This window comes from Arthrobacter sp. EpRS71, assembly GCF_001512285.1.
Classification (GTDB): Bacteria; Actinomycetota; Actinomycetes; order Actinomycetales; family Micrococcaceae; genus Arthrobacter.
On record NZ_LNUV01000003.1, the window covers coordinates 511,123 to 526,807 of the forward strand.

Here is a 15,685-nt window from a genome sequence, read left to right on the forward strand (position 1 = left end):
TTTTCTTTTATTGAGATTGAGCTCCCAGCATCTTGACAGACTATTCACATGTGTATGACAGTTTTGTCATGCGCATGTGAAACATGTGTATCACATCCCTCGCACGGTTCCATAAGAGCCGTCCTTTGAAAGGTACCCATGAAGAAGCAGAATGTTGCTTTGCTTGTCGGGGCAGCAGTAATGGCCCTGACCTCCTCTTTTGGTGGAGCTGCAGTGGCGTCAGAGTCGACGCCCCAAGTAGTCGCTGCCGAGGTTCAGCCCGTAGGGCACACGGTGGACAAGACGCAGACGTCGGGCTCGGCCGCATCCCCTCTGGCCGACAAGTACACCATTGCCGCACCCACCAAGAGTGGCGGCGCTTCCACGGACTCGGTCATCGGCGCCGATGGCAGGGTAAGAATCACCAACACCACGGCAGCCCCCAATCGCTCCATCGTGCAGATTGAGTTCAATGGCGGCTACATCTGCTCCGGCGCACTGATCTCCGATGACACCGTGCTGACGGCTGGACACTGCGTCCATGAGGGCGGCACCGGCTCCGAGGCCGACTACTCCTGGGGCGTCAAAGTAGCCCCGGGCCGCAATGGTTCAACCGACCCCTACGGTACGTGCGGTGCAACGGAGATCTTCACGGACCAGCGCTGGATCGACTCGGCGAACACCAACGCCGACTGGGGCGTCATCAAGCTCGACTGCACCATCGGCAACACCACCGGCTGGCTCAATTACACCGGTACCACCGCCAGCCTGAATGGAACCAGCACCACAGTGCGCGGCTATCCGGGAGACAAGGCATTCGGCACCATGTGGTCCATGACCGGACCCATCGAGAGCACGCAGGCGGAGAAGGTGTTCTACAAGATGGACACCTATGGTGGCCAGAGTGGCGCCCCCGTCTACAACAGCTCCAACACCATCGTTGCCATCCACACCAACGGTGGCAGCTCCAACTCCGGCACCCGCATCACTCCCACCCTGGCAAACTACCTGACGTCGGTGAAGTAGCCCGGCTGGGTTAATCCGGACAGCAGTGTTCCCCGCGGCGTGTTCTGGCTGCGGGGAACACTTGCGTCCAAGGAGATACGTCAGACACAAGCTACAGTTTGCATGCGCGAACGACGCGATTTGTGAGGTGGGTTGTGCCTGGGTGCGATTTCTGACTCTGTACGCGTTGAAGCTGGTATACGAATCACTCAATCGTCGGGTGGGCCGGAAAACTCGAAATGATCAACAAGACCTTCGCGCCCGATAGCCAAGGACTCCATGTGAGGAGCGACAGCCATACGTTCCATGCGCTTCGAAGTTGGATTGCCCATTCCGGACAGTATTACAACACCCGCCAGGACCTCCACGGTTGAGCAGGTCCGGAGTCCCCACATGAATGAGACGGATATACCCATCTTGCGGCACAAATTGGAGACCTTGGGCGGCCACTCTAAGCTCTCATGAGGAGTTCGATGGGCGGACGACCGAGGTCAATGGGCGAACAGTACGACTACTGCAACAAACGTGAAGTACCGTGGCGGGAAGGGCACGCCAGTAATGGCGGCGTCTCGGGGTCATTGTTTCCTACCGGAATTTGCCTTCCGGGTCGGAAAAACAACGGGTGTTCCCTCCGAGGGCGATGCCGTATTTGCCTGTGGTGAGTCCCATGACGAACTTATCGGGGCCAAACACGTCGGTTCTTCTGACAAAGTTTTCGCCTCCGTCGGTGTGTTGCGTGACGGTGAACCCTGTGGTTTCGAACTCAGCCTTGACCTTGTCGTGGAGAGCGTCCATTTCTTCCCGGCTCAGCGGGCTTCGGGTGGCATCGAAAGAGACTTGGGTGCCTTCAGTGCCGAGAGGGCCATCACAGACCCCTCCGGGTTTGTCTGGCGTGACCTTTGTCCAGTCGCCCGGGGCGTGGGCTTGAATCTTGGTGAAGAGATCGAGATATTCCTTGCGGGCTTGTTCTGATCCCATGGTCTGCTCCGCGGTGCTGGTAGGAGGATTGGTGGTCGTCGTGGTCCCGCACCCTGCAAGGGTGAGAAGAATGATGGCTGCCGCGGGAAGGACACGTCTGTAAACGGGGTGGAGTTTGGGGGTCATCGTTTCGCATTCGTGAGTTGATCGTGCAGACCGAGAGAGATCTTGGCTTGGTTAATGCTTGACTCGGTTCTCCTGTCGAAGTATCCGTAGATGCCGTTCTCGCCTCCAGTTTGTCCATCATGGGTCTTCGTGGGGTGCTCGATGGTGCCATCCGGTGCTGTGGCGCCGTCTGTGCCGAAGGTGACGGCCCCGAACCCTGGGTCGGTGGTGTATTTGCGGTACGAGCCAGCACCATGCCCGATCACTGCTGTGTAGTCCACGGTGTAAGTTCCCCGGTAAACGGTGCCGCCGGGGTTCAGATGGAGATCTTTCACAGAGGTCACGTTATCAGGGGCTCCAACGTCACCGACGAGAACGACGTTATCGACAGGCAGCTCTTTTTTTGCTGCTTCCATTACCCCGAGAGATCCCATGGAGTGCCCGATAGCTGTTGTCATGGCAGTGTTGTCGAGGCTTTCATGAACAGCGTTGAACCCTGTCACGTCGTTGCGAAGGGCAGCTCCCACGACTTTTGCCTGGTCGTTGCTGAACACACCGAGGTCCTTGGCTGGTTCAGCGCCAATCCAGGCAACGACGGCAAGACGGTCCGGGTCAATTCCATGAGGGACAGCAAGTTCACGTTGATCGGCTCTTTGATCCTTGGCCCGCTTGGTTTTGGAGGACATGTCATGGCCAACGGTGGTATTCAGCCCGGGGACCTGGTAAGTGACGTGCTTGGCGGCGTCGAGGTCCCCGACGGAAATCGACGCGCCATATCCGGTCTCTGATCCTTGCCGCAGTCCAAAGGGAACGAAGCTTACGAGTTGAAAAGCCGATGACTCGTCATCGGCGTCGGCAACTTTGGGGTCGCCATTGGTGTCGTAGAGCGTGTCCCAGATTTTGTTGACCATGCCTTCCTGGGAGCCTTCATCAACTTCTCCGCCGTGCTCTTGGCGGTATTTCTTCCAGTGGTCGTGCATTTGCAGCAACTTTTGGCGGTTGGCAAGGTCCCTGGCAGTCGCGGTGACACCGTTCAGGTTACCTATGACGTCCGGAAGAGCTTCGATCAGAAGGTGCTGTGCTTCACTGACGATGACTTTCCCGGTGGCAGGCTCGACGGTGTGGCCGAGACCAGACCACCACGTGGCAGTCGCTACGGGGTCCAGTCCTGGTCGGATCAGGAGTTCCCGCAGCCTGGCCGTGCCACCATTACCGAGCCAAACCTTCAGTTGCGCGGCACTCATGGTTCCGAGGTCGTTCAAGCCCACTTGGTTTGGAGCTGCGTACTGGATGAAGAGCCCATTGAGCATGCTGTCGGCTACGGCGCCACTGCCTGCTGTTTCGAATGCGGTGGCGACCTGCTCTATCCAATCGGCATCTGCTGCGTTGGCGGCGAGCAGTCGCTCAAAACCAGTAACAAACGACTCAGTCTCGATGTTCACCCAGGAACACGATGCTGTGAAGCTGCTCCAGGCGTTCCGAACTGCGGCAAAGTGTGTGTTCAGGGTGTTCGTGGCGCTCCGGGACACCGACGCGAAGCCGCGCAACTTGCCCGGATCAGCTGAGGTGGTTCCGGTTCCCGGCCCGCCGGCGAACCGGGGCCGTTCCCGCGCCGAAAACGCAGCTGAAACTGTAGGCGCAGCAACCGGTGTACTCTCGGGCATTGGGTCCAGGACCATGGTGGCGACTGTTGCGGATGCTCTCGCGATGTCACCGGAGAGCAGTTGCTGTTTGCGGAGATTGTCGCGTTGCTGCCAGGCTTCCATGTTCTTTTGCCGGGCCTTTTCATGCTGGGCCCTGTGCTTGGCCTCACCGACGTCCTCGGCCAGAGCCGCGAGGACACCAGAGAGCTTGCCGCGATCATCGGACCTGATGCCGAAGGCGTCCTTGAACAGACGCCCGTAGCCGCCGTTGAAGTCCTGCACTGCCTGCTCCACGGCCCCGTACAGGAAGCCTCCCTCGGCACGCAGAACCTCGTCGGCGGAGTTCGCGGCGCTGATCAGCGCGTCGGCTGCGCCGTCATCAAAAGCAATTCCCATGCCAGGCCCCCAAGCAGAACAATAAATCCAACGACTAGCATAACTACTGTTTGCGCAATAGGAAGGATAGTGGTGTTGGACGAACTTAGGACGGTGTAGGCCAGAGGATGCAAGAAGCACCGCTTCCTGGCCACGGAACAGGCTGCCGAGAAACTGAATGTGTCAGTGAACCAGATCCGGGCGCTGCCCAAGTCTGGTGATCTGCAGGGTATCCAGATCGGTGGCCGGAACGTCTGGCGCATCGCTGCAACCGACGTCGAGAGTTACATCCGGTGAAGTACTGCGCGACGTCGTAACTGCCGATCAGCCGCGCCAGCCCCACGGGATTCTGTCCATTTCCGTTGACGCTGTGTGGATCAGCGCCGTGCGATCGGAGGAGTTCGATCATTTCGCCACGGCCGCTGGAATTGAAGACCGCAGTAAAGAGCGTAGGGTTACCCCAGCCGTTTGAAGATCAACGGTGGCGCCGGCACCAAGCAAAGCAGAAGCTGCTTCTACTGAGTATTCCTGCGCAGCAAATGTAGGGGCGTGAAACCGGCCTTGTCCTGGGCATCGGGAGAAGCGCCGTCGCCAAGAAGTTGCTCTATGGCGGCAACATCGTTGTCCAGGGTTGCGTGGTGGAGCGCTGTACGGTTCATTCCGTCCATACGTGCAGCCTTCCATATCTGTGCCGCAAGACAGCGCACGCCGGCAGGATCGCCTAGGGTCTTCTCAGGAGTTGTTTATGGTTCCGGGGATGTGAGTTGTTGAGGGCTCAGTTGCTGCAAATTCACGCAGCTGGCGGGGGCGGAATGGTTTGATCAAGTATGCGGTGGCTCCGGCTGCGATGCCATGAAGTTCATCATCACGCTCAGCGAAAGCTGTGATTCTGTCATTGTAGAGGTTGCATAAGTCGAAACTTATTTCGAGGTTTCCAGATAAAGTAGCGCAAGAATCGCCAATCAACCGCAGAAATTCCACTCATTCCTGTTGCGACATTTCGCAGGAGCCAAAGCTGTGAAAGGCGTCGTGATGGACAGTCCGGTGCTTGACCTACGGCAGCTCCATGACCCCCGCATTCCTGACACCAGCCTTGAGGCACTCGGGAAACCTGCCGAACGACGCGCCCTCCGCTACGCCAACCCCGCAGACCGTGAAGAGTTCATGGCAGGGCGGGTGGCCTTGCTGTACTTTGCCGCTTCGCTTCTCGATGTCGATCCCACTCGCCTCGTTCCTGACTATCGCTGCCCGCGGTGCGGCCCCGGCCAAGACCACGGCCGCCCAGGGTTCATGCTCGACGGCGGCCCCGCACCTCTGGCGCTCAGTGCATCCCGGGCGTCGGGCTGGGTACTGCTGGCCGGCGTCGTGCATGCTCCCGAAGAATTACGGCTGGGAGTGGATCTTGAATCGACTGGCAAAGCAACCTTCGAAGGCTTCGACGGCGTCGCCTTGACCGCAGCCGAGAAACGCTTCCTGTCCAGCATCCCGGATCAGGAGCGAGATAGTCAGCGCGCGCGCCTGTGGGCACGCAAAGAGGCGTGGCTGAAGATGACGGGCGAGGGCCTGAGGCGCAACCCCGCAGGGCTGGATGTGCTGGACCTGCCCGGCCTGCGGGATGTCACGGAAAGGGCACTGCCTGACGGTTTGGTAGCCGCCCTGGCACTGGGCTAGCGCGCTGAAGGCAGCGGCGGAAGCGCAGCCTCGTAGAGCCATGGTCCAAGAATCGACGCAGCATCAAAGCCTGGAATGAACGAGTCTACGGCGTCAATGAACGCGCCCGTAGACACCGAACCGTGCCGGTTGGTGGCCGTCCAATGCTGCAGGAAACCGAAGAACGCCTCATCCCCGGCAGCCATCCGCACAGCGTGAACGGCCAGGGCGCCGCGCTTGTAGACGCGGTCGTCGAACATCAGCTCAGGGCCGGGATCGCCCACCAGCAGGTCCTGCGGCCCGGCGTCGAGCCTCTTCCAAGCAGCCGTTGCCCGCGCGGCAACAGTCATGGTCCTGGATTCTTCGGACCACAACCACTCGGCATAACAGGCAAAGCCTTCGTGCAGCCAGATGTCCTTCCAGGTGCTGACCGTCAGCGAGTTCCCGAACCACTGGTGGGAAAGCTCGTGGGCGATCAGTCGCTGCGAATCCCAAGCATCCCGCATGTGGTTGCGGCCGAAAATGGAGACTGTCTGGGCTTCCAGCGGAATCTCCAGCTCGTCCTCCGTGACCACCGAGGTGTACTCGGCGAACGGGTACGGGCCGAAACAATCCTCGAAGGTGCGCATCATGTCGGGCTGGCGCCGCAGGCCTTGAAGAGCATCCACGGCCATCTCGGGAGTGACTGCGACGAACTGGGGGACCCGGTGATGAGTATCGTCCACGTGCAGCGGAACCCTGGCATACCGCCCGATCTGCACCGTGGCGAGGTACGTCGCCATGGGCTCAACCTGTTCGTAGACCCAGGTTTCCCGGCTGGACTTGCGGGAGTGGGCCACCAACTTGCCGTTGCACACAGGCCGGTAATTATCGTCAGTGGTCACGGAGATGAGGAAGCTGGATTTGTAGCGGGGGTGGTCGTTACAGGGGAACCAGGACGCCGCGCCGTTTGGTTGTCCGGCCACCAGGACGCCGTCGTTCAGTTCCTCCCAGCCCACATCGCCCCACAGGCCACGGCGCGGCTGGGGGTTGCCGTCATAGCGGATCTCCAGCGAGAACTGCTGGCCGGGCTTGAGTGCCGACGCCGGGTTCAGCACGAGGTGCTCTGCCCTGTGACTGAACTTCTGGACCTTCTTGCCGTCCAGCTGAACTTTCGAGGCCCGCAGCCCTACAAGGTCCAGAACAATCTGGGCCGAGGGCTCCAAAGCTGTGCAGCGCAGGACCGCCTTGCCGATCAGCTTGTTGCTGCCCAGCCTGACGTCGAGGTCCAACTCGTACCTGTCCACGCGGTAGGCGCTGCTGCCGTGGTTCAAGGCGTAGGGGTCGGCTTCGGTAAGGGGAGTATTGATTGGAGCGGCCATATCCGTCCAATCTACTTGAGGCGCGGCGCTTGTGAGGACGGACCCACCCATGGGCTCACAGGGTTGCCCATCCAGTACGTCCCGGCCGGGACGGTTTCGCCACGCATCACCAACGACGCCGGCCCCACAGTTCCGCCGTCGCCGATGCTCGCGGCGGGGAGTATGACCCCGTGCGGGCCCATGGTGGCGCCGTTGCCAAGTGTCACGGTGTCAAGGCTCATGACACGGTCGTGGAAAAGGTGTGTCTGGACTACGCAGCCGCGGTTGACCGTGGAGTTTTCGCCCAGGGTCACGAGATCGGCTTCGGGGAGCCAATAGCTTTCGCACCACGTTCCGCGTCCGATCTTCGCTCCGAGTCCGCGCAGCCACCACACCAAGGCGGGAGTTCCTGCAGCCGAGCGTGCAAACCACGGCGCGCTCACCATCTCTATGAAGGTGTCCACAACCTCGTTGCGCCAAATGAACGAGCTCCACAACGGGTGTTCACCGGAGCGGATGGTCCCCACAAGCACCCATTTGGCCACGATGGAACTGAGGGCGGCCACAGCCCCAGCTGCCAACATGACCACGCCTCCCAGAACCGCAGCTATCCAGTAACCCCATCCGCGGGCGATCCAGTCCAGCACCAGCATCACGGCCACGGCGATGGTTACTGTGAGGATGACCGGTATCAGACGGCACAGTTCCCACAACGCCCGTGCCACCTTCAGTTTGAGGGCCGGGCGGAAAGTTCGGGTTTGGTCAGCGTCGACGGCGGTGCGGCGCAACCTGACGGGGGGACTGCCCAGCCACGACGTGCCCGATTTCGCCTTGAGGGGCGTCGCCGAGAGCACCGCGACAAGGGAATTCTTGGGCACGTTCCGTCCTGCGGCCGTCATCCCCGAGTTGCCAAGGAAGGAGCGCTTTCCAATCTTGGCCGGAGCGATTTTCATCCATCCGCCGCCCAACTCGTAGGAGGCCACCATGGTGTCGTCGGCCAGGAAAGCTCCATCACCGATGGTGGTCATTTTTGGAACCAGCAGCACCGTTGAGGCTTCCACGTTCTTCCCCACCGTCGCTCCGAGGAGCCGAAGCCAGAGGGGCGTGAACAAGCTCGCGTAGACGGGGAAGAGGAGATCCCGAGCCATGTCCAAGAGGCGTTCCGTGGCCCAAACCTGCCAACCGATGCGGCTGCGCACCCGGTAGTAGCCTTCTTTGAGGCCCAAACCGAGGAGCCTCGCAACAATCAGAATCAACACCAGGTTGCCGAAGAACCACACCAAAGCGGCAAGTGGCAGGGCCAGGGCGATCTGCGGAAGCGCCGTTTGCAACGACTCGTGCCCTTGGATGAAAGCCAAGACCACCAGCGCGCCGGCGAATGCCGAGACGTAGGGGATGAGTGCCAGCAACGCCGAAGCGCTGGCGAAAGCGGAAAACCAGAGTCGATCAACCACGGGCCGCCGGCTGACTGTTTCCGGCCACTCGTGCTTCGCCTTGCCACGGCGTTCGGCGGGGGATCCTGCAACGAGGTGCCCGGCTTTCACCTTGCCCAGCACGGCCGATCCAGCATCGACGTGGGCACCGGCCCCAATGGTCGCTCCGGGCATCAGGGTGCTTCGTGCTCCCACAACGGCACCCGCTCCCACATGGATTTGTCCGATGTGGATGGAATCCCCGTCCACCCACCAGCCGGAAAGGTCCACTTCGGGCTCGATGTTGGCTCCGCTGCCCAGAGACAGCAGGCCGGTGACCGGCGGCAAAGAGTGGAGGTGGACGTCCTTGCCGATCTTTGCACCAAGAGCGCGTGCGTAGTAGGGGACAAAGGGTGCACTGGCCAGGCCAATGGCACCGGAAAGGTCTTGAATTTGCTCGGCCAGCCACAAACGGAGGTGGGTCTTGCCGGAACGCGGGTAGGTGCCGGGTTGGATCCTGCCAAGCAGCACTTTGGCCGCAACCACTGAGATCGCCATCCGGCCCAAGGGGCTGACAAAGATCAGCCATGATGCCGCAATCCACCACCACGACACAACGGGTGCGGCGGCAAAGCCAGCCACATCAGCCAGCAGCCTGTTCGCAGCCATGAGGTAGGTCAGCCAGCGCATCCCCACGAGTATGTGGAGCGGGGCGCCCATGAGGACCTGGAAAATTTGAGACTTCAAGGCCGTAGGGCGGACGGTTCGCTCAGTAGCGGGACCCGGCAAGCCGCCGTCGGGGAGTGATTGCCGGGCGGCGTCGATCAGGGCGCCGACGCGGGGCGTGGCATAGATATCAGCCACCGTGATGGTGGGATAGCGGACACGAAGGGCGGAAACGAGTTGGGCCGCAGCCAAAGATCCGCCGCCATAGGCGAAGAAATCGGCGTCAAGCGAACTGACGGGGCTTCCCAGTACCGCCTCCCACTGCTCCACCACCCAGCGGGCGTCATCGGGCAGATTCAGTGGTGCGTTGCCGGCCTCAGTGGCGCCGGCCCCCGCGAGCGGCCACGGGAGCGCATGACGGTCCACCTTGCCGCTGGTCTTGGTGGGAAGGGAATCCACCACGGTGAGCAAGGGGATCAAAGCAGCCGGGAGACTCTCGCCCAGCAGGCGGCGTGCTTCGTCCATGGATAATTCATAGCCGTCAACGGGGGCCAGATACCCAACAAGGATCTGGTTGCCGGCCGCCGTCGTCTGCACTGCTGCGGCCGCGCCAGCTATGCCGGGCAAGGACTGAAGCGCCGCATCCACTTCGCCCAGTTCGATCCGGCGTCCACCGAGTTTGACCTGTTCATCGGCCCTGCCCACGAAGATCAGGCCCTCTGCTTCGTATCGCACCAAGTCGCCCGAACGGTACGCACGTTCCCATCCCAGCGTGGCCATAGGGGCATACTTCTCGGCGTCCTTGGCCGGATCGAGGTAGCGGGCCAGCCCAACCCCGCCGATGATCAGTTCGCCGATTTCGCCTTCTGCCACCGGAAGGCCCTGAGGATCGACGACGGCCAGGTCCCAACCGTCCAGCGGCAGGCCGATCCTTATGGGGCCGGGTCCGCCCAGGGGAGCGGCACAGGCAACGACGGTAGCCTCCGTTGGCCCGTAGGTGTTCCATACTTCACGGCCGTCCACCGCCAAGCGTTCAGCGAGTTCGGGCGGGCATGCTTCGCCGCCAAAGATCAGGAGACGGACGTTTTCCAACGCTTCGGCAGGCCACAGCGCGGCAAGGGTGGGCACCGTGGAGACAACCGTGATCCCGTGATTGATGAGCCAAGGGCCGAGGTCCATGCCGGTTCGAACAAGGGCCCGTGGCGCGGGCACCAGGCAAGCTCCGTGACGCCAAGCCAGCCACATCTCCTCGCAGGAAGCGTCGAAGGCCACGGAAAGGCCAGCCAGGACCCGGTCATGGGGCCCGATGGGCTCAGCTTGGAGGAAGATCCTCGCTTCGGCGTCAACGAACGCGGCCGAGGAGCGGTGTTGGACGGCAACGCCCTTGGGAGTTCCGGTGGATCCCGAGGTGAAAATGACCCAGGAATCGTCGTCCAAGGCGGGGGTGGAGGGCGTGGCGACGGGTTCCCGTGGATCACCGGACAGTTGGATGTCCAGGCCCGCAGCAATGATGGCACCCACCCTGGCTTCGCCGAACACCAGGCGCGCCCTCTCATCGGGGTCGTCCGCATCCACGGGAACGTAGGCGGCGCCTGCCATCAGGATTCCCAGGATGGCAATATATAGCTCGTTGGTGCCGGACGGGATCCGAACCCCGATTTTGTCTCCCCGGCCAAGTCCGACCGAGTTGAGCCGGGTAGCACATGCGCGCACTGCCTTGAGAAGCTCGGTGTAGCTCAACGACTTTTGCCCGTCGTCAAGCGCCGAGGCCTCCGGGAATGACGATGCAGTCTCTTCCAGGATGTCAACGAGAGTGCGCTCGGCGGGGGCGGAGGGGCCTCCCGGTAGCTGGGGACGGTACGTCATCAGGGCAGGCGTCGTGCCGGCCCCAGCGGGATGTTCTGTGCTCACGTTCGTCAGCTTTCCGCAGAAAGATGAACAACAGGTGTCCGGCGTTTCCTGCACGTCACGCTGCGTTGATCAACAGTTCGCCTTTTGCACATGCTGCGTTCATTCAGGGCTCACGGAACCAAGAGAACTTTGCCGGTGGTACGGCGGCCTTCCAGGTCCCTGTGCGCTTGGGCAGCCTCTGCGAGTGGGTAAGTGGCGCCCACCCGGACACTGAGGGTGCCGTTGGCGGCGGCGTCGAAAATCTCGGCTGAACGCCACCTGCGTTCTTGGGCGTTCTGTACAAAGTGGGCCATGGTGGGCCGGGTTAATGTCAGGGATCCCGCCGCATTCAAACGCTGCGGGTCGAAGGGCGGTACAGGCCCGGACGCAGCGCCGAAGAGCACCATGGCACCGCGAATGCGCAGGCTTTTCAAGGAATCGTCAAACGTGTCCTTGCCGACGCCGTCGTACACCACGTTGACGCCGTCGCCGTCGGTGAGTTCACGGACCTTGTCGGCGAAGCCTTCGTAGCGGAGAACGTCATCGGCGCCGGCCAGAGTGGACAGATCGGCTTTTTCGTCTGAGGACACGGTAGTGATCACGCGGGCTCCGCGGGCCTTCAGCAGTTGGGTCAACAGCAGACCAACGCCACCTGCACCTGCGTGCAGCAGAACGGTGTGGCCTGGCTCTACCCGGAACGACGAGTTCATCAGGTAGTGGGCGGTGATGCCTTGCAGCGGCAAGGCCGCGGCAGTGTGATCGTCGACGCCGTCAGGAACCGGAAGTGCTTTGCTCGCCTCCACCAAGGCGTACTCTGCGTACGTCCGGGATCCCTCGGCCGTGGCAACCCGGTCACCCACGGAAAATTCCGCGACCCCATCGCCCACGGCCTCCACCGAGCCGGCGGCCTCAGCGCCCGGGGTGAAGGGGTACTCCACTTTGTAGGTGCCGCTGCGTTGGTACGTCTCAATGAAGTTGACCCCGGCAGCTGCGACCTTGATCAACAGCTGGCCGGGGCCAGGCTTCGGTATTTCCACAGATGCGTACTCGAGGACCTCAGGTCCTCCGGGCTGCTGTGCAACGATGGCGTGCGACATGGTGGCTCCTTACTCCGGGGCGGTCCTTCCGGTGCCCGGTTTCAGATTCCATCCTAGGGAAGGTGGGGCTTCCCTTGTGGAACGCTTAGAAGCGTCCGTGCGTCGAGGCTACCGGGCAGTCGAAGCCGCGTCCCGCTGCGAGGCCGACGTCGTTCAGGTATCTGACCACAATGCCGTAGGACTGGAGCAGCGTGGTTTCCGTGTAGGTAATGGAGTGTTTGGCGCAGAACTCGCGCACGATTTTAGTGGCCTTGTACAGGTGGGGGCGAGCCATGTCGGGAAACAGGTGGTGCTCCACCTGGCGGTTCAGTCCACCCAGGAGGAAGTCCATGAAGATGCCACCGGAGATGTTGCGCGAGGTGAGGATCTGGCGGTTAAGGAAGTCCACGCGGCTGTCTTTGGGAAGGACAGGCATGCCCTTGTGGTTCGGGGCGAACGAGGCACCCATGTAAAAGCCGTACACCATGATCTGCACGCCCAGGAAGGCGAACGCCATGCCGATGGGCAGGAACGTGAAGGCCAGTACCGGGAGGGCGGCAAGCCTGGCCACCAGGATGGGTGTCTCTACCCAGCGGTGACGTACTTTTTGCTTGCCGAAGACAAAGCGAAGGGAGTCGAACTGCAGGCTCAAGCCCAGGAGCGTCAGGAGCGGGAAGAAGAACCAACCCTGCTTCTTGGTGAGGAAAGCCAGGCGGCCCTTGCGTTCAGCTGCAGCATCTTCGTAGAACACCAAGGCGTTGTTCCGGATGTCCGGGTCCTTGGAGATGACGTTGGGGTGGTTGTGGTGGGCTCCATGCTTCTGTTCCCACCAGGAATAGCTGATGCCGGCGACGCCCGTGGCGAGGAGGCGGGCGGACCAATCGTTGGCGCGGCGGGAAGCGAAGATTTGCTTGTGGCCTGCCTCGTGGGCCAGGAAGCTCAGCTGGGTGCACAGGATGCCAACAGCCGCGGCGATAAGGAGCTGGTACCAGGAATCGCCAATGAGTGCGAAGCCGAGCCAGGTGCCGGCCATGAGCAGTACCAAGGCAACGAAGACCCAGATGTAGAAGCCGCTACGGCGTTCGAGGAGTCCGGCCGACTTGACGGTCTTGAGGAGCTCTGAGTAGCTCTGGACGACGGGGTTTGGTTGAATTGCGCGAGCTTTGGGGCGCTCAGCGGTGGACGTGGGTGACATAAATGTGCCCCGTATCGCTAACGGGCAACGCTGCAGCCGACGTTCGGACTGCACGGTCTGGATCACCCTTCACTAAGCATACGTCTAATCTCCAAAATAATGAGACTGCTCACAGCTGCATGCATAAATATCGGACAGCATGAATATTCTTGCTGTACAGTGGAGTCATGACTATTTCTGTTGCCGTCTCCGGTGCCAGCGGCTACGCCGGGGGAGAAGTGCTGCGCCTGCTGGCGGGCCATCCGAACGTCACCATCGGTGCCATCACCGCTCACAGCAACGCCGGTTCCAGACTAGGGGAGTTGCAGCCGCATCTCCACGGTTTGGCCAGCCGGATTCTGGAAGACACCACGGTGGAGAACCTGTCCGGCCATGACGTCGTGTTCCTGGCCTTGCCTCACGGCGCTTCGGCCGAGATCGCTGCGCAGTTGCCGGAGGGGACTGTAGTGATCGACGCCGGTGCTGACCACCGTCTGCAGGACGCCGCGGCCTGGGAAAAGTTCTACGGTTCTGCCCATGCGGGCACGTGGCCTTACGGTCTCCCGGAACTCCCCGGGCAACGTGAAGCGCTCAAGGGTGCCACGCGCATCGCCGTTCCCGGGTGCTACCCGACGTCGGCCCTGCTCGCCCTGACGCCCGGCTTCGCCAACAACCTCCTCCTCACGGACGACGTCGTGATTGTCTCTGCCTCCGGCACCTCAGGAGCCGGCAAGGCAGCCAAGGTCAACCTCATCGGCGCCGAGGTCATGGGCTCCATGAGCCCATACGGCGTTGGCGGTGGACACCGGCACACCCCGGAGATCGAACAGGGGCTGTCCAATGCGGCGGGGGAGCCGGTGACGGTGTCCTTTACCCCCACGCTTGCACCCATGAGCCGTGGAATCCTCACGACGGCAACCGCCAGGGTCAAAGCCGGGGTCACGGAAGCCGAGCTCCGCCAAGCCTGGGCGGACGCCTACGACGACGAACCGTTCGTGCACCTCCTGCCCGAAGGCCAGTGGCCCACCACCAAGTCGGTGCAGGCTTCGAACCACGCTGTCATGCAGCTGGCCTTCGACCCCCACGCGGGCCGCGTGATCGTCACGTGCGCCATCGACAACCTCACCAAGGGGACCGCCGGCGGAGCCGTGCAGTCCATGAACATTGCCCTCGGCCTGGATGAAACCGCCGGCCTGAACCTGCAGGGAGTTGCACCGTGACCATTACCGCCCCCAAGGGATTCCGCGCCGCAGGTATCAAGGCTGGCATCAAGGCCTCGGGCAACCCGGACCTGGCCCTGGTAGTCAATGACGGGCCGCAAAAGTCCGCGGCTGCCGTCTTTACGTCCAACCGCGTGGCTGCCGCACCTGTTCACTGGTCACGCCAAGTGGTCAGCGATGGCCGTGTGGATGCCGTGGTCCTCAACTCCGGTGGAGCCAACGCCTGCACCGGTCCGCAGGGCTTCCAGAACACCCACGCCACCGCAGAGAAAGTGGCAGAGGTGCTGGGAGTCTCAGCTTCCGACGTCGTAGTGTGCTCAACCGGCCTGATCGGTGAGCAGCTGCCCATGGACAAGATCCTTCCCGGCGTGGACGCTGCCTTCCGCGAATTATCGGAAGATGGCGGCTCCGCTGCAGCCACGGCGATCATGACCACGGACAGCGTTTCCAAAGAAGCCGTTTTCACTGCCACCGATGCCCAGGGCAAGCAGTTCACTGTAGGCGGCATTGCCAAGGGTGCCGGAATGTTGGCGCCGGGGCTGGCAACCATGCTGGTGGTCCTGACCACCGACGCCGAGGTTCCTGCCAATGAGCTGGACGTCGTCCTCCGCGACGCCACGCGCATCACCTTCGACCGGGCGGACTCGGACGGCTGCATGTCCACCAACGACACCGTGGTGTTACTGGCATCCGGGGCCTCCGAAGCGTTGCCCTCTGCCGAGCAGCTGAGCGAAGCGGTCACCCACGTTTGCGCCGAACTGGCGCGCAAGCTCATCGGCGATGCCGAGGGCGCCAGCCACGACATCGCCATCCGGACCTTCAACGCGGCCAGCGAACGCGACGCCGAAATCGTCAGCCGCTCCGTGGCCCGTTCCAACCTCTTCAAAGCTGCCATCTTCGGCAAGGATCCCAACTGGGGCCGCGTTCTCTCGGCCGTGGGCACCACTGATGCCGTCTTCGAAGCGGACCAGCTCAACGTCGCCATGAACGGTGTGCAGATCTGCCGCAACGGCGCGATCGGCGATGACCGCAATCTGGTGGACCTGGAGCCGCGCGAAGTATTGGTCGAAATTGACCTGCAAGCCGGCGACGCCGAGGCCACCATTTGGACGAACGACCTCACGCACGATTACGTGCATGAGAACAGCGCCTACTCGAGCTGAGCGGATGAC

12 protein-coding genes and 1 pseudogene are annotated in these 15,685 nt (G+C 62.0%); 5 read left to right on the forward strand and 8 right to left on the reverse strand.

What is annotated here, in order from left to right; genetic code table 11:
* The first annotated feature begins 138 nt into the window (after positions 1–138).
* The gene (locus AR689_RS05170) at positions 139–1,005 is read left to right on the forward strand and encodes a trypsin-like serine peptidase (protein ID WP_062067715.1); all 867 of its coding nucleotides are present in this window, start codon (positions 139–141) and stop codon (positions 1,003–1,005) included.
* A 564-nt stretch (positions 1,006–1,569) separates the two neighbouring features.
* Here AR689_RS05170 and AR689_RS05175 read toward each other — a convergent pair.
* Together AR689_RS05175 and AR689_RS05180 are read right to left on the reverse strand one after the other, a co-directional pair.
* Positions 1,570–2,088 (reverse strand): hypothetical protein, encoded by a 519-nt coding sequence (locus tag AR689_RS05175; RefSeq protein ID WP_062067718.1) that lies wholly within the window; start codon positions 2,086–2,088, stop codon positions 1,570–1,572.
* Positions 2,085–4,106: an alpha/beta hydrolase gene (locus tag AR689_RS05180; protein WP_062067721.1), complete on the reverse strand. Its 2,022-nt coding sequence runs from the start codon at positions 4,104–4,106 to the stop codon at positions 2,085–2,087. Before AR689_RS05180 ends, AR689_RS05175 begins: the two co-directional genes overlap by 4 nt.
* 126 nt (positions 4,107–4,232) lie before the next feature.
* Between AR689_RS05180 and AR689_RS22625 the strand changes: the two genes are divergently transcribed.
* Positions 4,233–4,382 carry a helix-turn-helix domain-containing protein gene (locus tag AR689_RS22625; RefSeq protein ID WP_082697809.1) on the forward strand — a complete coding sequence of 50 codons (150 nt, stop codon included), beginning with the start codon at positions 4,233–4,235 and terminating at the stop codon, positions 4,380–4,382.
* Positions 4,383–4,440: 58 nt separating this feature from the next.
* Here the strand turns inward: AR689_RS22625 and AR689_RS23850 are convergent.
* Together AR689_RS23850 and AR689_RS22635 are read right to left on the reverse strand one after the other, a co-directional pair.
* A pseudogene (locus tag AR689_RS23850) lies at positions 4,441–4,494 on the reverse strand (hypothetical protein); the annotation flags it as partial.
* Between the two features lie 106 nt (positions 4,495–4,600).
* Positions 4,601–4,753 (reverse strand): ankyrin repeat domain-containing protein, encoded by a 153-nt coding sequence (locus tag AR689_RS22635; protein WP_082697810.1) that lies wholly within the window; start codon positions 4,751–4,753, stop codon positions 4,601–4,603.
* A 364-nt stretch (positions 4,754–5,117) separates the two neighbouring features.
* Between AR689_RS22635 and AR689_RS05190 the strand changes: the two genes are divergently transcribed.
* Positions 5,118–5,756, forward strand: a complete 639-nt coding sequence (locus AR689_RS05190; RefSeq protein WP_062068627.1) for a 4'-phosphopantetheinyl transferase family protein — start codon at positions 5,118–5,120, stop codon at positions 5,754–5,756.
* Here the strand turns inward: AR689_RS05190 and AR689_RS05195 are convergent.
* The 4 genes from AR689_RS05195 to AR689_RS05210 all read right to left on the reverse strand — a co-directional run bounded on the left by AR689_RS05195 (position 5,753) and on the right by AR689_RS05210 (position 13,314).
* Positions 5,753–7,096 carry a M1 family metallopeptidase gene (locus AR689_RS05195; protein WP_062067724.1) on the reverse strand — a complete coding sequence of 448 codons (1,344 nt, stop codon included), beginning with the start codon at positions 7,094–7,096 and terminating at the stop codon, positions 5,753–5,755. The two genes, AR689_RS05190 and AR689_RS05195, sit on opposite strands and share 4 nt — an antisense overlap.
* A gap of 11 nt (positions 7,097–7,107) precedes the next feature.
* Positions 7,108–11,019: a Pls/PosA family non-ribosomal peptide synthetase gene (locus tag AR689_RS05200; protein ID WP_062067727.1), complete on the reverse strand. Its 3,912-nt coding sequence runs from the start codon at positions 11,017–11,019 to the stop codon at positions 7,108–7,110.
* 155 nt (positions 11,020–11,174) lie between these two features.
* The gene (locus AR689_RS05205) at positions 11,175–12,140 is read right to left on the reverse strand and encodes a quinone oxidoreductase family protein (protein ID WP_062067730.1); all 966 of its coding nucleotides are present in this window, start codon (positions 12,138–12,140) and stop codon (positions 11,175–11,177) included.
* A gap of 85 nt (positions 12,141–12,225) precedes the next feature.
* Positions 12,226–13,314, reverse strand: a complete 1,089-nt coding sequence (locus tag AR689_RS05210; RefSeq protein WP_062067733.1) for a fatty acid desaturase family protein — start codon at positions 13,312–13,314, stop codon at positions 12,226–12,228.
* Between the two features lie 167 nt (positions 13,315–13,481).
* Here AR689_RS05210 and argC point away from each other — a divergent pair, with 167 nt between their 5' ends.
* Positions 13,482–14,513 (forward strand): N-acetyl-gamma-glutamyl-phosphate reductase, encoded by a 1,032-nt coding sequence (argC, locus tag AR689_RS05215; RefSeq protein ID WP_062067736.1) that lies wholly within the window; start codon positions 13,482–13,484, stop codon positions 14,511–14,513.
* A complete protein-coding gene (argJ, locus tag AR689_RS05220; RefSeq protein WP_062067739.1) occupies positions 14,510–15,676 on the forward strand; it encodes a bifunctional glutamate N-acetyltransferase/amino-acid acetyltransferase ArgJ in 1,167 nt (388 codons plus the stop codon). Before argC ends, argJ begins: the two co-directional genes overlap by 4 nt.
* The last annotated feature ends 9 nt before the right edge of the window (positions 15,677–15,685 follow it).

Bases quoted from the DNA above. Each gene is read 5' to 3' on its own strand.
- AR689_RS05175 (WP_062067718.1), bottom strand. From the start codon at position 2,088: ATGACCCCCAAACTCCACCCCGTTTACAGACGTGTCCTTCCCGCGGCA.
- AR689_RS05180 (WP_062067721.1), bottom strand. From the start codon at position 4,106: ATGGGAATTGCTTTTGATGACGGCGCAGCCGACGCGCTGATCAGCGCC.
- AR689_RS05200 (WP_062067727.1), bottom strand. From the start codon at position 11,019: ATGACGTACCGTCCCCAGCTACCGGGAGGCCCCTCCGCCCCCGCCGAG.
- AR689_RS05195 (WP_062067724.1), bottom strand. From the start codon at position 7,096: ATGGCCGCTCCAATCAATACTCCCCTTACCGAAGCCGACCCCTACGCC.
- argC (WP_062067736.1), top strand. From the start codon at position 13,482: ATGACTATTTCTGTTGCCGTCTCCGGTGCCAGCGGCTACGCCGGGGGA.
- AR689_RS05170 (WP_062067715.1), top strand. From the start codon at position 139: ATGAAGAAGCAGAATGTTGCTTTGCTTGTCGGGGCAGCAGTAATGGCC.
- AR689_RS05205 (WP_062067730.1), bottom strand. From the start codon at position 12,140: ATGTCGCACGCCATCGTTGCACAGCAGCCCGGAGGACCTGAGGTCCTC.
- AR689_RS05190 (WP_062068627.1), top strand. From the start codon at position 5,118: ATGGACAGTCCGGTGCTTGACCTACGGCAGCTCCATGACCCCCGCATT.
- AR689_RS05210 (WP_062067733.1), bottom strand. From the start codon at position 13,314: ATGTCACCCACGTCCACCGCTGAGCGCCCCAAAGCTCGCGCAATTCAA.
- AR689_RS22635 (WP_082697810.1), bottom strand. From the start codon at position 4,753: ATGGACGGAATGAACCGTACAGCGCTCCACCACGCAACCCTGGACAAC.